Here is a 13,593-nt window from a genome sequence, read left to right as displayed (position 1 = left end):
GGGGCTCTGGTTAGAGCCCCTTTTCATTTCAGACCTTCAACACCAGCTTGCCAAAGTTCTCCCCGCTGAACAGCTTCAACAGCGTCTCGGGGAAGGTTTCCAGCCCCTCGACCACATCTTCCTTGCTCTTGACCTTGCCGCTCGCCAGCCAGCCGGCGATCTCCTGCGCCGCCTTGCCATACTCGGCCACATGGTCCATGACCACAAAACCTTCCATGCGCGCGCGGTTGACCAGTAGTGCCAGGTAATTCGCCGGCCCTTTGACCGCCTGCTTGTTGTTGTACTGGCTGATGGCCCCGCAAATCACCACCCGCGCCTTGAAGTTCAACCGGCTCAGCACGGCGTCGAGAATCTCGCCCCCGACGTTGTCGAAGTACACGTCGACGCCTTTCGGGCATTCGCGCTTCAAGCCGTCGAGCACGTCCTCGGCCTTGTAGTCGATCACCCCGTCAAAGCCCAGCTCGTCCTGCAGGTAGGCACATTTCTGCGCGCCACCGGCAATCCCGACCACCCGACAGCCCTTGAGCTTGGCAATTTGCCCGGCAATGCTGCCAACTGCCCCAGCGGCCCCGGAAATCACCACGGTGTCGCCGGCTTTCGGTTGGCCGACGTCGAGCAGGGCGAAGTACGCGGTCATGCCGGTCATGCCCAATGCCGACAGGTAGCGCGGCAGCGGCACCAGCGTGGGATCGATCTTGTAGAAACCCTGGGGTTCGCCCAGGTAGTAGTCCTGCACGCCCAGCGCGCCATTGACGTGGTCGCCGACTGCGTAGTCCGGGTGCTGCGAGGCGATCACCTCGCCAACTCCCAGCGCGCGCATCACCTGGCCCAGGCCTACCGGTGGAATATACGACTTGCCCTCGTTCATCCAGCCGCGCATGGCCGGATCCAGCGACAGGTATAGGTTCTTCACCAGCACCTGGCCGGCGGCCGGCTCGCCGACGGCGACCTGTTCGAAGGTGAAATCGTCGCGGGTTACCGCGCCAACAGGGCGTTTGCTGAGGAGGAAGCGGCGGTTGGTCTTGGCTGTCATGGCAAGGCTCTCGAAGTGAAGGGCAAAGCTTGTTGATAGACCCTCAAGGGCAAACCGGCAAGGTTCGGCCCTGGGGCGAATAGGCAGTAATCCATGTCGATGATAAGCGCGTGAGCGGATAATCATTCGATCCGATAGTGCTGCAACCGGCTCGCTGATGATGCTGCTCAAGCGGCTGCCTGCCTGACTAGACTGCAGCCATTGTCCTCACCTTGTTGCGGGAGCTATCGATGAGCATGAAGTTTTCTGGACGGGTTGCCCTGGTCACTGGCGGTGCCGCCGGTATCGGCCGGGCCACCGCGCTGGCTTTTGCTGGCGCAGGGTTGCAGGTGGTGGTGGCGGATCTGGATGCGCCAGGCGGCGAAGCCACCGTCAGCCTGATCCGCGAGGCCGGCGGCGAGGCAATCTTCGTCGCCTGCAACGTGACCCTGGATGCCGACGTCAAGCACGTGATCGCGCGCACCCTGGAGGTCTACGGGCGTTTGGATTACGCCTTCAACAATGCCGGCATCGAGATCGAGCAGGGGCGCCTGGCCGAGGGCAGTGAAGCCGAGTTCGACGCGATCATGGGCGTCAACGTCAAAGGTGTCTGGCTGTGCATGAAGCATCAGTTGCCGGTACTGCTGGCCCAGGGCGGCGGTGCCATCGTCAACACCGCCTCGGTGGCCGGGCTGGGTGCTGCACCGAAGATGAGCATCTACAGTGCCTCCAAGCATGCAGTGATCGGGCTGACCAAATCGGCGGCCATCGAGTACGCGAAGAAGCAGATCCGGGTCAACGCCGTGTGCCCGGCGGTGATCGACACGGATATGTTCCGCCGTGCCTATGAGGCCGACCCACGCAAGGCCGAGTTCGCTGCCGCGATGCACCCGGTGGGGCGCATCGGCACGGTTGAGGAAATCGCCAGTGCAGTGCTGTACCTGTGCAGCGATGGCGCGGCCTTCACCACTGGGCAGGCGCTGGCTGTGGACGGCGGCGCCACGGCTATTTGACGCTGACCAGGGTGGTCGCCAGCGAGCGTGTGCTGCGCAGCAGGGCCAGGCCGACCAGCAGGCAGCCGGCTACCAGGGCCAGGCCGAACAGCAGCAAGGCTGTGCTCGCGCCTAGGCGGTCTGCCAGCAGGCCGGTGAACATCACCGGCAGGCTGAAGCCCAGATAGGCCAGCAGGAAGAAGCCCGCGCTTGCGCGGGTTTTTTCTGCGCCGGCCAAACTGTTCACCGCCGACAGGCCACCCAGGTAGATAAAGCCGTAGCAGGCACTGCTGGCCGCCACCGCGCCGAGTAGCACGGCGCCCAGGGCGCCATGGTCGGCGCCCCAGGCCAGCACGGCGTAGCTGCACGGCAGAATCAGCAGCCCGAGTGCAGTGGCCCGCGCCGGCGCCAGTCGCCGCGCCAGCGGCTGGAACAGCAAACCGCAACTGATCACGCAGAAGGTCGAAAAGCCTGACCAGGTGGCCAGCTCATGCTGTTTGAGGATCGACGGCAGCAGCGCGATGACCAGGCCGACACAGGCCCAGGCCAACAGAATCGCCAGCCCGTAAGGCAGGCTGCCGGCAGGGTAGTAGGGCAGGCGCAGCAAGGCCGAGCGTTGCGCCGGGCGGGTGTCCGGCAAGCGCCAGACCGCCAGCATGGCCAAGGCTGCCAGCAGCAGATGCAGCAGGAAGCTGCCCGGAGTCAGGCTTGGCACGCTGAGCAGGAACAGGCTGGTGGTCGCCGCGCCCAGGCCGAAACCCAGTGAAGTGGCAGCGGTAACCCAGTTGGCCGCGCGGCGGTTGTCGCCGTCATGCATCAGTTCGCCCATGTAGGCCGTGCCGGTGGCGGAGGCGAGGGCGGTACCGACACCCATCAGCAGGCGGGCGATACCCAACGATTCCAGTGTCGGAGCAAACAGCATCAGCAACGTGGCGGCGATCGACAGGCCCAGCGCGCTCAGGATCAGCGCTCGGCGGCCAACCCGGTCGGCAAGCCCACCAAGCAGCAACAGCACCGGCAACACACCCAGTACGTAACCGGAAAAAGCGATGGCCGTAGCCGTGGCGCCACCGCCGGCAAGCTCGGCGTAAGCGGTGTACAGCGGCGCCTGCAGGTTGACGGCAAAGGTGATCATGCACAAGGCGAAGGCCAGGGCGTAAGGGGCGCGGTGAGCGGCCATGCAAAAACTCCAGTGGATGAGGCCTCCACTCTCGGCGTAAGGCCATCACGCAACAAGGCACAGCCGTTATGCTTTTGTGATTAACTGTTTACCCAAAAATAGCGAACACCTGCAATGGACCTGAACCTTGATCGCACGGCCAGCATGCCGCTGGTGCAGCAACTGGTGGACAACCTGCACCACTGGATCGGCGCCCAGCGTTTGCGTCCGGGCAGCCGCCTGCCGTCGATCCGTCAGTTGGCCAAGGCGCAGGGCGTCAGTCAGTCCTGCGTGATCGAAGCCTATGACCGGCTGGTGGCCTTGGGCGCGCTGGAGGCACGACATGGCGTCGGTTTCTTCGTGGCTGAGCAGAAAGCCTCGCCGCCGACGCTTGACGATGCGCCCTGGGACGACGGCGTCGACAGTCGCTGGCGGCAGTTCAGCGACGCACATGCCGAGCTGTTGAAGCTGGGTTGTGGCTGGCTGCCCGCCAGCTGGCGCCAGGCCGACGAGATTGCCCAGGCGATTCGCCAGGTCAGCCGCGGCCCCGAGCAGGACCTGTTCAGTTATGGCCCGCCCCTCGGTCTGGCCAGTTTGCGCCTGCAGATTCGCAAGCGCCTGGGCCTGCTGGACATCCAAGCGCAACCTGAGCAGATCCTCACTACGCAAGGCGCCAGCCACGCGCTCGACCTGCTGGTGCGTACGCTGCTCAAGCCGGGCGACAAGGTGCTGGTGGAGAGCCCGGGCTACTACAACCTCTACAACCTGTTGCGCTTGCACGGCGTGCAGATGCTGGTGGTGCCACGCACCGTGCAGGGGCCGGATCTGGCGGTCCTGGAGGGCTTGCTGCGCGAGCATGCGCCGAGCTTCTTCTTCATCAACAGCATGTACCAGAACCCGACCGGCACCAGCCTGGCACCGAAGGTCGCGCAGCGTTTGCTTGAGCTCGCGCGCGAGCACGACCTGCGGATTGTCGAGGACGATATCTATGCCGACTTCCAGCAAGGTAGCACCACGCGGCTGGCGACCCTCGACAACCACCAGCGGGTCATCTACCTGGCGAGTTTTTCCAAGACCCTGAGCAGTTCGTTGCGGGTTGGCTACCTGCTCGCCGATGCGCCGTTGATCGCGCGACTGGCCGAGGTGAAGATGGTCACCGGGATTGGCGCCTCGCGCTTTGCCGAACAGGTGGTGGCGCAACTGCTGTCCAGCGGTGTCTACCGCAAAAGCGTACAGCGCCTGCGTGTGCGCCTGGCCCAGCACATGGCCAGTGCCTTGCAGTTGCTTGAGGCCAGCGGTTGGGAGGTGTTCGTCGAGCCGTATGGTGGCATGTTCGTCTGGGCGCGCTGCCCAGGGCGCGACTTCGCGGCGCTGCACCGGCTGGCGCTGGAGGCCGGTGTGTTGCTGTCGCCGGGGAGTGCCTTCAATCCCGATGGCAGCGCCAGCGACTGGCTGCGCATCAATGTGGCCTACGCTCAGGACCTGCGTGCCCAGCAGTTTTTCCGCGCTAGCCGAGACCCCCTGTAGCGACGACCTCGAGTGTCCTGAAAACGACGTGGCCGTAGCTTTTTGCCATTATTCCGACGCCAAAGGCTTGTGCACAGACCTGCGCGATTGCCACTCTTCGGGCTGGGCATCTAAGGGGGGCGCGTAATGAAATCGGGCACGAGTGGCGGTTTTGCCAACCTGGGCATGGCCCGCAAGCTGGGGCTGGGGTTTACCCTGGTGCTGGTGCTGACGGCGGCTGTGGCGGCCATCGGCATTGCCGCGTTGTACAGCGTTGGCCAGCGCTTCGAGGCGCTCAAGCAGATGACCGCGTTCAACGACGGTCTGCTCAAGGTGCGTTTGCAGGAACAAGCCTTCGCCCAGCGCTCCGCCCCCCAGGCAATCGAGGCCCTGCATCAGGGGGTCGAGGCGCTGAGCAGCCAGGTCGAAGTGCTGCCGGTACTGACCGGCAGCGATGTCGGTGCGGCCCTGGGTGCCTATCGACAGGCTTTCGACCAGTTCGTTGCGCTGACCCAGGCCAAGGAGCTGGCGCTGGACATGGCCAGCTGGTCGGTGTCCAGCGTCGCCAACAACCTCGATGTGCTGCAGGCTGGCTTGGCCGACGATGGCACCTACACACTCAAGAACTCCCAGGGGCAGCAGGGTGCCGAATTCGTCGAGCAGTCCGGCCAGGTAGCCCAGGTGGCCCGGCTGATGCTGCTGGCGATGGACGAGGCGCGGCTGCGCCTGGAGCAGAACCGCAAGGGCGCCGAGGATGCCCGTCAGGGCCGGATAGAACAGGTCGAACAGGCGGCGACGCTGGTCGCTCAACTCAAGGGCAGTATCCAAGACCCCGGTTACCAGTCGGTGCTGGGTGAGGTAGCCACCCATATCGGCAGCTTTGCCGAGAAGCTTGGCGAGTACACCGACCTGCTGGCGCGTGAGCAGCAACTGTGCGAACAACTTAAGGCGCGCGCCGACCAGGTGACGGCGCGGGTCGAGCAGATCAATGCCGATATCGACGGCGCCATGCAGGCCGAGCTGAAGCAGAATGCGCTGCTGATTCTGGTGTCCTCGCTGCTGGCCTTGCTGGTCGGGATCGTGGCGGCCTGGCTGATCACGCGGGCGATTGTCGGCCCGCTGCGCCAGGTGATTCAGCGTGCCCAGCGGATTGCCGCCGGCGACCTGCGCGAAGAGCCCGGGGTGGCGCGCAACGACGAAGTGGGTCAGCTGATGCAGGCCATGCAGCAGATGGGCAACGGCTTGAGCGAGATTGTCAGCGGCTTGCAGGCCGGGATCGAGCAGTTGGCCAGCAACGCCCATTCGCTGTCGGCGGTGACCGAGCAGACCAACCGTGAAGTGAGCAGCCAGAAGGAGGAGACCGAGCAGGTCGCGACGGCCATGCACCAGATGACGGCCACCGTGCATGACGTGGCGCGCAACGCCGAAGCGGCTGCCCAGGCCGCGCAATCGGCGGATGCCAAGGTCGACAGTGGGCAGCAGGTGGTGCGCCAGAGTATGCAACGTATCGAGCAACTGGCCGGTTCGGCGCAGGCGGCCAGCCAGAGTATCGAAAGCCTCAGTGCACAGGTGCAGAACATCGGCTCGGTGCTTGAGGTGATCAAGAGCGTGGCCGAGCAGACCAACCTGCTGGCGCTCAACGCGGCGATCGAGGCGGCGCGAGCCGGTGAGCAGGGCCGCGGCTTTGCAGTGGTGGCCGACGAGGTGCGCGCGCTGGCACGGCGCACCCAGCAATCGACCGAGGAAATCGAGCGCTTGGTCAGCAGTTTACGCAGCAATGCCCAGGCCTCGGTGGCGACCATCCAGGGCAGTGGCGAGCTGGTCAAGCTGGCGGTGGCCGATGCGTTGCAGACCGAGAGTGCGCTGGGCAGCATCGCTGCGGCGGTGTCATTGATCCAGCAGATGAACCAGCAGATTGCGGCGGCGGCCGAGCAGCAGAGCTCGGTGGCGGAGGAGATCAACCGCAGCGTTACGCAAATCCGCAGCAGTGCCGATCAGTCGGCGTTGGCGATGCAGGGTAACGCCAGCTCAAGTGTCGAGCTGGCGCAGTTGGGCAATGCGCTGAAGGGCATGGTCGGGCATTTTCGCTTGTGAGCGATTGGGAAGGCTTTGCCTTCCCATGATGCGCCTCAGGCAGTTTTGCGCCAGTTCAGAATCAGCAGCGTCAGCACCCCGGCCACAATCCCCCAGAACGCCGAACCAATGGAGAACAGGGTGAACCCCGACGCGGTCACCATGAAGGTAATCAGCGCCGCTTCACGCTCGCGCGCTTCGTTCATCGCGACGCTCAGGCCGTTCATGATCGAGCCGAACAGCGCCAATGCCGCAATCGACAGCACCAGCTCCTTGGGCAGGGCGGCAAACAGCGCCGCCAGGGTCGCGCCGAATACGCCGGCAATGCCGTAGAAGATCCCGCACCAGACCGCCGCGGTATAGCGCTTGTTCGGGTCTTCATGGGCGTGTGGGCCGGTACAGATGGCGGCGCTGATCGCCGCCAGATTGATCCCGTGCGAGCCAAACGGCGCCAGCAGCAACGATGCAAAACCGGTCACCGAGATCAGTGGCGACGCCGGAACCTGATATCCGTCAGCACGTAGCACCGCGACACCTGGCATATTCTGCGAAGTCATCGCCACCACGAACAGCGGGATACCGATACTGATGGTCGCCGCCAACGAAAAGCTTGGCGTGGTCCACACCGGGGTTGCCAGTTCCAGTGTGAAGCCGCTGAAGTCGAGTAGGCCGAGCAGGGCGGACAGTGCCGTGCCCACCAGCAGCGCCGCCAGCACCGAGTAGCGGGGCGACAGGCGCTTGACCAGCAGGTAGGCAAAGAACATCCCCAGCACCAGTGTTGTGCGGTGTTGGGCCGCGACGAAAATTTCGCTGCCGATCTTGAACAGGATCCCGGCCAGCAGGGCTGAGGCGAGCGAGGCAGGAATGCGCTTGACCAGTTTTTCGAAGCTGCCGGTCAGGCCACAGATCACCACCAGCACGGCGCAGGTGATATAGGCGCCAATCGCCTCGCCATAGGTCACACCACCCAGGCTGGTGATCAGCAGGGCGGCACCGGGCGTCGACCAGGCCACGGTGACCGGGGTGCGGTAACGCAGCGACAGACCGATGCTGCACACCGCCATGCCGATCGACAACGCCCAGATCCATGAGGAGATCTGCGCACTGCTCAGCCCGGCGGCCTGGCCGGCCTGGAACATCAGCACCAGGGAGCTGGTGTAGCCGGTGAGCATGGCAATGAATCCGGCAACAACGGCCGAAGGAGAGGTGTCGGCCAACGGACGCAGGTGCGTTGAGGTGGCATCGGACATGAAGGGTATTCCTTATACGGGTGTAAGCAGATTTTGCAGACTACCCTGCGAGTCTCGCGGATATGCCATACAGCAACCATTGCAATTAGCCGTACAGTCGCCAACTATGGACGGCGGCACGATCGAGTATTCATGAGGGGGAGCAATGTACAAGGTTTACGGCGACTACCAGTCGGGCAACTGCTACAAGGTCAAGTTGATGCTGCACCTGCTCGGCAAGCCGTATGAGTGGCACTCGGTCGACATTCTCAAGGGCGAGACGGAAACTGACGACTTTCTGAAGATGAACCCCAACGGCAAGGTGCCGGTTCTGGAGCTGGAAGACGGTACGTACCTGTGGGAGTCCAACGCCATCTTGAACTTCCTCGCCGATGGCAGCGAGTTCCTGCCCAGTGACCCGCGCTTGCGCACTCAGGTCTTGCAGTGGCAGTTCTTCGAGCAGTACAGCCATGAGCCGTATATTGCCGTGGCACGCTTTATCGAACACTACCTGGGCCGGCCGGCCGACCGCGAGGAAGAATACAAGACGCTGCACAAGGGCGGTTACAAGGCCCTGCGGGTGATGGAGAAGCAGCTGCAGATGACCCCGTACCTGGTCGGGGACAGCTACTCGATTGCCGATGTCGCGCTGTATGCCTACACCCACGTTGCCCATGAAGGTGGCTTCGACCTGGGCGGCTACCCGGCGGTGCAGGAGTGGCTGAAGCGCGTGGCCAGCCATCCGCGGCATGTAACGATGGTCGGCTGAAACGCTGCCCAGGGGGCACTGACCCTCGGCGAGCCGGCCTTGCCGGCGATGAGGCAGGTGTACGCCCTATCGCTGAAGGCCCGCTCCCGCAGGAGGCCAGCGCTCTCGGATGGCCAGTCACTGCGGGTGGTTAGCGCTTGATCAGACCGCCGAGAAACGCTTGTTCAGGTACTCGATGATCACCTTGGACTCATACATCCAGGTGGTCTTGCCGTCCTCTTCGATGCGCAGGCAGGGCACCTTGATCTTGCCGCCCTGGTCGAGCAGGGTCTGGCGATCCTGCGCGTTGTGCTTCGCATCGCGCAGCGTCACCGGCACGTTCAGCTTGTGCAGGGTGCGGCGGGTTTTCACGCAGAACGGGCAGGCATGGAACTGATACAGGCTAAGGCCCTTGGCCGCCTGTTCGACGTGCGCCTGGGCAACGGCGTCGCGTTTGAGCTTGGCCGGGCGGCTGATCCAGTCGAGGAAGACGATCAACTGGCCCAAGCCAACCCGCAGTGCTTTAACGATCATGACAACTCCTCTGAATGCAAAAAGCCGACCCGCAAAGGGTCGGCTCCAGTACAGCGCCTGGTTACTTGATCAGGCTGAGAAACTCGCTGCGTGTCGAGGCGTTTTCGCGGAACTCACCGAGCATCACCGAGGTGATCATCGACGAATTCTGCTTCTCCACACCGCGCATCATCATGCACATGTGCTTGGCCTCGATGACCACTGCCACGCCTAGCGCGCCGGTGACCTGCTGGATCGCTTCGGCGATCTGGCGGCTGAGGTTTTCCTGGATCTGCAGGCGGCGAGCGAACATGTCGACGATCCGCGCTACTTTCGACAGGCCCAGTACCTTGCCATTCGGGATGTAGGCAACGTGGGCCTTGCCGATGAATGGCAGCAGGTGGTGTTCGCACAGCGAGTACAGCTCGATGTCCTTGACCAGGACCATTTCGCTGTTGTCGGAGCTGAACAGGGCGTCGTTGGTCACTTCTTCCAGGGTTTGGGTGTAACCGCGGCAAAGGTACTGCATGGCCTTCGCAGCCCGCTTGGGCGTGTCGAGCAGGCCCTCGCGGGAGACATCCTCGCCGAGCTGGCCGAGGATCGCGGTGTAGTTCTGTTCCAGGGACATGGATCTACCTGTGAGATTTATCGCAAACGCGAAGGGTACGGTGGCTGTGGCGGCGCTGCAAGTACGGCGTTATTCGTCGCGGCCTTCGAGCATGGTCCGCTTGAGCATCACATACACCGCACCGGCGCCGCCGTGGCGGGCCTGGCAGGAGGTGAAACCGAGTACTTGGGCGTGCTGGCGCAGCCAGGTGTTGACGTGGCTCTTGATCATCGGTCGTTTGCCGTCCAGGCGCACGGCCTTGCCGTGGGTGACGCGCACGCAGCGTACTTCGAAGCGGGTAGCCTCCTCGATGAACGCCCACAGCGTTTCACGGGCTTTCTCGACGCTCATGCCGTGCAGGTCGAGGCTGCCTTCGAAGCCGATCTGGCCCAGCTTGAGCTTGCGCATCTGGCTTTCCTGGACGCCATCACGGCTCCAGTGCAGGTCGTCTTCCGGGCCTACGTCGATAACGAACTGGTCGGACAGCCCGTCGACCACGGTCTGGTCGCTCCGCACGGTTGCATGCAGGCGTAGATTGGCCAGCTGCTTGCGGTCGGCCTTGGGCTTGCCGGTGTCGGCGCGATCGTGCTTGATCGGCTTTACGCCACGCATCTCGCTGGTGAACAGGGAAAAATCGTCGTCTTGCATGTAAGCCTCCGCCAGGGCGGCGTAGTTTACGCGACTCTCCATGGCGTTGCAGTCAATCGTGCTTTTTCATCAGGTGCGGCGACAGGTTCAGCTCGCGGCTACGGCGCAGGCGCAAGCGGCTTCGGCGCCAGCACCAGACGCCCAGATAGAGCAACAGCAGACCGCCGGCAAGCAACACCGCGGCCCCGGCCGGATTGGCATTGAGCTCGCCCAGCGCTGCCGGGCGGCCCAGCAGGCTGGCAACGCCGGCCATGGCCAACAGCACGCCGAGCGTGGCGAGCAGTGCGGACACGCCGGCTGCCAGGCGCGCGCCCCAGTTGCGTCGTTCACGTGGGCGCAGGCGCTTGGCGTCGAAACCATCGGACAACTTCATTCCGATTCCCTCTATGGATATCCGAGGTTGGACCGAAAAGCCGCAGGGTGGTTCCAGCTGCCAGCCAGGCGGTCGGTCAGATCAGGCTGTTGACCGGCGCCACGCAGGCGAAATTGTCGGCCATGATTGCCATTTCGCTCTGCTGGATCTGCGCTGCCGCAATCACCCCGTCCTTGAACGGCAGGTCGCGGGTGGCACAGGCGTCCTCGACCAGGGTGCAACGGTAACCATAGTCCTTGGCCCGGCGCACGGTAGTGCTGACACTGGAGTGGCTCATGAAGCCGCAGACGATCAGGTCGAGGTGCCCGTGGTTCTGCAGGGTTTCATGCAGTTTGGTGTTCTTGAAGGCATTCGGCATGCGCTTTTCAATGATGATTTCATCGCCCTGGGGCTCCAGCCCCGGAATGAACTCGCCGCGCTCGCCTTGCGGATCGAACAGGCCACCGACGGTGCCCAGGTGCCGCACGTGGACGATCGGACGCCCGGCCTTGCGTGCTGCCTCGAGCAGTTTGCCGATGTTGGCCACCGCTTCGTCCATGCCCGAGAGCGCCAGAGGACCGCTGAGGTACTCCTTTTGCGCATCGATAATCACCAGGCTGGCGTTGCTCAGTTTGGCCGGCGGATAACCGCGACCGCTGAGGTGGAACATCGTCGTTGGAACAGACATCAGGGGCTCCTTTGGATAGGGCTTTTAACCTATTGTCCCCTGCTTGGACGCTTATGTGAATCGCTTCGCGTACAAGCAGCGTGGTTAGTGGCCTGCAGCCACCCTGGCGAGACATGCCAGTGGCACATTTGCCGGCCAATTGTGCAGCCTGGGCTGTTAGAATTGCCGGTCGAAATTCAAGGAGTCTACCGTGATCACTTCCCGCCTGCGCACTTTGCGCGACCACATCCGCTGGGCTGTCAGCCGTTTTCATGAGCAGGGGCTGTTCTTCGGCCACGGTGCCGACAACGCCTGGGATGAGGCGCGGCTGCTGGTTCTGGGCGCGGTGCACCTGCCCTGGGAAGTGGCCGACAGCTACCTGGACTGTCGCCTGGAAGACGACGAACTGGTCAAGTTGCAGCGTCTGCTCAAACGCCGCATCGACGAGCGTGTGCCGACCGCCTATTTGCTCGGCGAAGCGTGGTTCTGCGGTATGGCGTTCATTGTCGACGAGCGCGTGCTGATTCCGCGTTCGCCGATTGGCGAGTTGATCGAGAAACGCTTCGAGCCGTGGCTGGCCAGCGAGCCGGCGCGGATTCTCGACCTGTGCACCGGTTCCGGCTGCATCGGGATCGTCTGTGCCGACGTGTTCCCAGAGGCCGAAGTGGTGCTGGCCGACCTGTCCTTCGAAGCGCTCGAAGTGGCCAACCAGAACATCGAGCGGCATGGTCTGGAAGCACGCGTGTACACCGTGCAGGGCGATGGTTTCGGCGGTCTGCCGGGGCAGCGCTTCGACCTGATCGTGTCGAACCCGCCGTATGTCGATGCCGAAGACTTCGCCGACATGCCGCAGGAGTATCACCACGAACCGGAGCTGGGCCTGGCCTGCGGCAACGATGGCCTGGACCTGGTGCGGCGGATGCTCGCCGAGGCGGCCGATCACCTGAACGAGAAGGGCTTGCTGATCGTCGAAGTGGGCAACAGCCAGGTGCATGTCGAGCAGCTGTACCCGGAAGTCGATTTCGCCTGGCTGGAATTCGAGCGCGGCGGGCACGGCGTGTTTATGCTGACGGCGGAACAATGCCGCCAGCATCAGGCGCTGTTCGCTTCGCGGGTGTAATGCAGTGAGGCTATCGCGGGACTAGCCCACTCCCACAGGGTTAAGAGTGCTTGTGGGGGCGGGTTAGCCCCGCGATGCGTTTAACGGTGGGTAGCAATCCAGATCAGCAGCCCGGCCTGGAACACCGCAAACGCCACCAGGCAGGTGATGGTAAAGCGCAAGCCACTGTCCTCGCGCTTGAACTTCGCCACCCGCTCATCGCGCTCGCGCAGTTGCGTTTCCTTGTCCTGCAGGTTCTGCTCGGCCTGCTGCAGCATGCCCGCCGCATCGAGAATCTCCATGCGCTGCACCTTGTCGGTGTTCCAGCCGCCCTTGAGCTGACCCACCGGCACTTCCACATAACGCCCCTTCATGTGCTGGGCGTCGGCGTATTCCACTTCCAATCCATGGCTGTTGAGGAAGCGGTCGCGGCGCAGGCGATTGTCTTCGTTCAAGGCGTCCTTGCTCTGCAGGGCCATGCCCTCGACCTGGTAATGCGACCATTTGCGCTGCGCCCATTGCACTGCCTGCGCCAGCATGAAACGGCCCAGGCCGCGGTTCAGTGGCTCCAGTTGCAAACCGCTGTCAGGAGCGACCTTAAGCGATTTGTTCTCGTGGTCGACCCAGATATCCAGGTGGTTCTGCTCCTTGCGCACTTTCTGCCCCGGCAGGCGAACGTCCATGCGCAGCAGGCTGTGCTCCTTGTTGTGCCGCTCGGCATAGCCGAACTGCACGAAGCGTAACGGCCGCATGCCGCTATTGCGGTCGGTGGGCAGCGGCGACAGGCGCAGCATCTGGAAATGCTCGGTGGTTACCTCGGCCCACGGCAGGGGGGCAGCCTCCGGCAGTTGCGGTTCGTCAGACGCTTCTGGGGCATCCTGGGTTGGGGCATCGGTCATCACGGCGGTCCTCTAGTGCGCAGCAGGCTGGCCGCAACGGCGTTGCCAGCACCAGCCTATCGGCAGAACCGGGCAAGACTGGAGCAGCA

The 13,593-nt window shown here is 63.6% G+C and carries 14 protein-coding genes and 1 pseudogene; 6 read left to right on the top strand and 9 right to left on the bottom strand.

Annotated features, from left to right (window positions below; all coding sequences use genetic code 11):
• Positions 1–28: 28 nt before the first annotated feature.
• On the bottom strand, positions 29–1,033 hold the full coding sequence (locus DCO48_RS00680) for an NADP-dependent oxidoreductase (protein ID WP_116548707.1): 1,005 nt from the start codon (positions 1,031–1,033) through the stop codon (positions 29–31).
• Between the two features lie 230 nt (positions 1,034–1,263).
• Here DCO48_RS00680 and DCO48_RS00675 point away from each other — a divergent pair, with 230 nt between their 5' ends.
• Positions 1,264–2,025 carry an SDR family oxidoreductase gene (locus tag DCO48_RS00675; protein WP_116548706.1) on the top strand — a complete coding sequence of 254 codons (762 nt, stop codon included), beginning with the start codon at positions 1,264–1,266 and terminating at the stop codon, positions 2,023–2,025.
• On the opposite strand, the gene DCO48_RS00670 is transcribed toward DCO48_RS00675, so the two are convergent.
• Positions 2,018–3,184 carry an MFS transporter gene (locus DCO48_RS00670; protein WP_116548705.1) on the bottom strand — a complete coding sequence of 389 codons (1,167 nt, stop codon included), beginning with the start codon at positions 3,182–3,184 and terminating at the stop codon, positions 2,018–2,020. The two genes, DCO48_RS00675 and DCO48_RS00670, sit on opposite strands and share 8 nt — an antisense overlap.
• Before the next feature lie 114 nt (positions 3,185–3,298).
• Here DCO48_RS00670 and DCO48_RS00665 point away from each other — a divergent pair, with 114 nt between their 5' ends.
• The 3 genes and pseudogenes from DCO48_RS00665 (at position 3,299) to DCO48_RS23105 (ending at position 6,763) form a co-directional block, all read left to right on the top strand.
• Positions 3,299–4,690 carry a PLP-dependent aminotransferase family protein gene (locus tag DCO48_RS00665; protein WP_116548704.1) on the top strand — a complete coding sequence of 464 codons (1,392 nt, stop codon included), beginning with the start codon at positions 3,299–3,301 and terminating at the stop codon, positions 4,688–4,690.
• A 126-nt stretch (positions 4,691–4,816) separates the two neighbouring features.
• Positions 4,817–5,905 (top strand): annotated as a pseudogene (locus DCO48_RS23110) (HAMP domain-containing protein); the annotation flags it as partial.
• Complete coding sequence (locus DCO48_RS23105) at positions 5,882–6,763, top strand: methyl-accepting chemotaxis protein (protein WP_371919476.1); 882 nt, start codon at positions 5,882–5,884, stop codon at positions 6,761–6,763. The pseudogene DCO48_RS23110 and the gene DCO48_RS23105, both read left to right, overlap by 24 nt.
• Positions 6,764–6,798: 35 nt before the next feature.
• On the opposite strand, the gene DCO48_RS00655 is transcribed toward DCO48_RS23105, so the two are convergent.
• Complete coding sequence (locus DCO48_RS00655) at positions 6,799–7,992, bottom strand: benzoate/H(+) symporter BenE family transporter (RefSeq protein WP_116548702.1); 1,194 nt, start codon at positions 7,990–7,992, stop codon at positions 6,799–6,801.
• A gap of 145 nt (positions 7,993–8,137) precedes the next feature.
• On the opposite strand from DCO48_RS00655, the gene DCO48_RS00650 reads away from it, so the two are divergent.
• Positions 8,138–8,740 carry a glutathione S-transferase family protein gene (locus DCO48_RS00650; RefSeq protein ID WP_116548701.1) on the top strand — a complete coding sequence of 201 codons (603 nt, stop codon included), beginning with the start codon at positions 8,138–8,140 and terminating at the stop codon, positions 8,738–8,740.
• Positions 8,741–8,881: 141 nt separating this feature from the next.
• Here DCO48_RS00650 and DCO48_RS00645 read toward each other — a convergent pair whose 3' ends face one another.
• The 5 genes from DCO48_RS00645 to DCO48_RS00625 all read right to left on the bottom strand — a co-directional run bounded on the left by DCO48_RS00645 (position 8,882) and on the right by DCO48_RS00625 (position 11,527).
• The gene (locus tag DCO48_RS00645; protein WP_116548700.1) at positions 8,882–9,253 is read right to left on the bottom strand and encodes a glutathione S-transferase N-terminal domain-containing protein; all 372 of its coding nucleotides are present in this window, start codon (positions 9,251–9,253) and stop codon (positions 8,882–8,884) included.
• A 61-nt stretch (positions 9,254–9,314) separates the two neighbouring features.
• Entirely contained in the window at positions 9,315–9,860 is a 546-nt protein-coding gene (gene folE / locus DCO48_RS00640) for a GTP cyclohydrolase I FolE (protein ID WP_116548699.1), read from the bottom strand.
• A 69-nt stretch (positions 9,861–9,929) separates the two neighbouring features.
• Positions 9,930–10,487, bottom strand: coding sequence for a Smr/MutS family protein (locus tag DCO48_RS00635; protein WP_116548857.1), 558 nt, complete (start codon positions 10,485–10,487; stop codon positions 9,930–9,932).
• Positions 10,488–10,539: 52 nt separating this feature from the next.
• On the bottom strand, positions 10,540–10,860 hold the full coding sequence (locus DCO48_RS00630; RefSeq protein ID WP_116548698.1) for a hypothetical protein: 321 nt from the start codon (positions 10,858–10,860) through the stop codon (positions 10,540–10,542).
• A 76-nt stretch (positions 10,861–10,936) separates the two neighbouring features.
• Positions 10,937–11,527 carry a cysteine hydrolase family protein gene (locus tag DCO48_RS00625; RefSeq protein WP_116548697.1) on the bottom strand — a complete coding sequence of 197 codons (591 nt, stop codon included), beginning with the start codon at positions 11,525–11,527 and terminating at the stop codon, positions 10,937–10,939.
• Between the two features lie 190 nt (positions 11,528–11,717).
• On the opposite strand from DCO48_RS00625, the gene prmB reads away from it, so the two are divergent.
• A complete protein-coding gene (gene prmB, locus DCO48_RS00620; RefSeq protein WP_116548696.1) occupies positions 11,718–12,626 on the top strand; it encodes a 50S ribosomal protein L3 N(5)-glutamine methyltransferase in 909 nt (302 codons plus the stop codon).
• Positions 12,627–12,706: 80 nt separating this feature from the next.
• Here the strand turns inward: prmB and DCO48_RS00615 are convergent, their stop codons facing one another.
• A complete protein-coding gene (locus tag DCO48_RS00615; RefSeq protein ID WP_116548695.1) occupies positions 12,707–13,504 on the bottom strand; it encodes a hypothetical protein in 798 nt (265 codons plus the stop codon).
• Positions 13,505–13,593 lie beyond the last annotated feature (89 nt).

This window comes from Pseudomonas sp. SDI (genome assembly GCF_003105155.1).
GTDB lineage: Bacteria > Pseudomonadota > Gammaproteobacteria > Pseudomonadales > Pseudomonadaceae > Aquipseudomonas.
Note: the sequence above shows the minus strand (reverse complement) of the source record. Positions and strands in the feature narration are given on the sequence as shown.

Coding starts and splice junctions, on each gene's coding strand:
- folE (WP_116548699.1), bottom strand. CDS start 9,860: ATGTCCCTGGAACAGAACTACACCGCGATCCTCGGCCAGCTCGGCGAG.
- DCO48_RS00625 (WP_116548697.1), bottom strand. CDS start 11,527: ATGTCTGTTCCAACGACGATGTTCCACCTCAGCGGTCGCGGTTATCCG.
- DCO48_RS00650 (WP_116548701.1), top strand. CDS start 8,138: ATGTACAAGGTTTACGGCGACTACCAGTCGGGCAACTGCTACAAGGTC.
- DCO48_RS00670 (WP_116548705.1), bottom strand. CDS start 3,184: ATGGCCGCTCACCGCGCCCCTTACGCCCTGGCCTTCGCCTTGTGCATG.
- DCO48_RS00615 (WP_116548695.1), bottom strand. CDS start 13,504: ATGACCGATGCCCCAACCCAGGATGCCCCAGAAGCGTCTGACGAACCG.
- DCO48_RS00635 (WP_116548857.1), bottom strand. CDS start 10,487: ATGCAAGACGACGATTTTTCCCTGTTCACCAGCGAGATGCGTGGCGTA.
- DCO48_RS00645 (WP_116548700.1), bottom strand. CDS start 9,253: ATGATCGTTAAAGCACTGCGGGTTGGCTTGGGCCAGTTGATCGTCTTC.
- DCO48_RS00675 (WP_116548706.1), top strand. CDS start 1,264: ATGAGCATGAAGTTTTCTGGACGGGTTGCCCTGGTCACTGGCGGTGCC.
- DCO48_RS00630 (WP_116548698.1), bottom strand. CDS start 10,860: ATGAAGTTGTCCGATGGTTTCGACGCCAAGCGCCTGCGCCCACGTGAA.
- DCO48_RS23105 (WP_371919476.1), top strand. CDS start 5,882: ATGCAGGCCATGCAGCAGATGGGCAACGGCTTGAGCGAGATTGTCAGC.
- DCO48_RS00665 (WP_116548704.1), top strand. CDS start 3,299: ATGGACCTGAACCTTGATCGCACGGCCAGCATGCCGCTGGTGCAGCAA.
- DCO48_RS00655 (WP_116548702.1), bottom strand. CDS start 7,992: ATGTCCGATGCCACCTCAACGCACCTGCGTCCGTTGGCCGACACCTCT.
- DCO48_RS00680 (WP_116548707.1), bottom strand. CDS start 1,033: ATGACAGCCAAGACCAACCGCCGCTTCCTCCTCAGCAAACGCCCTGTT.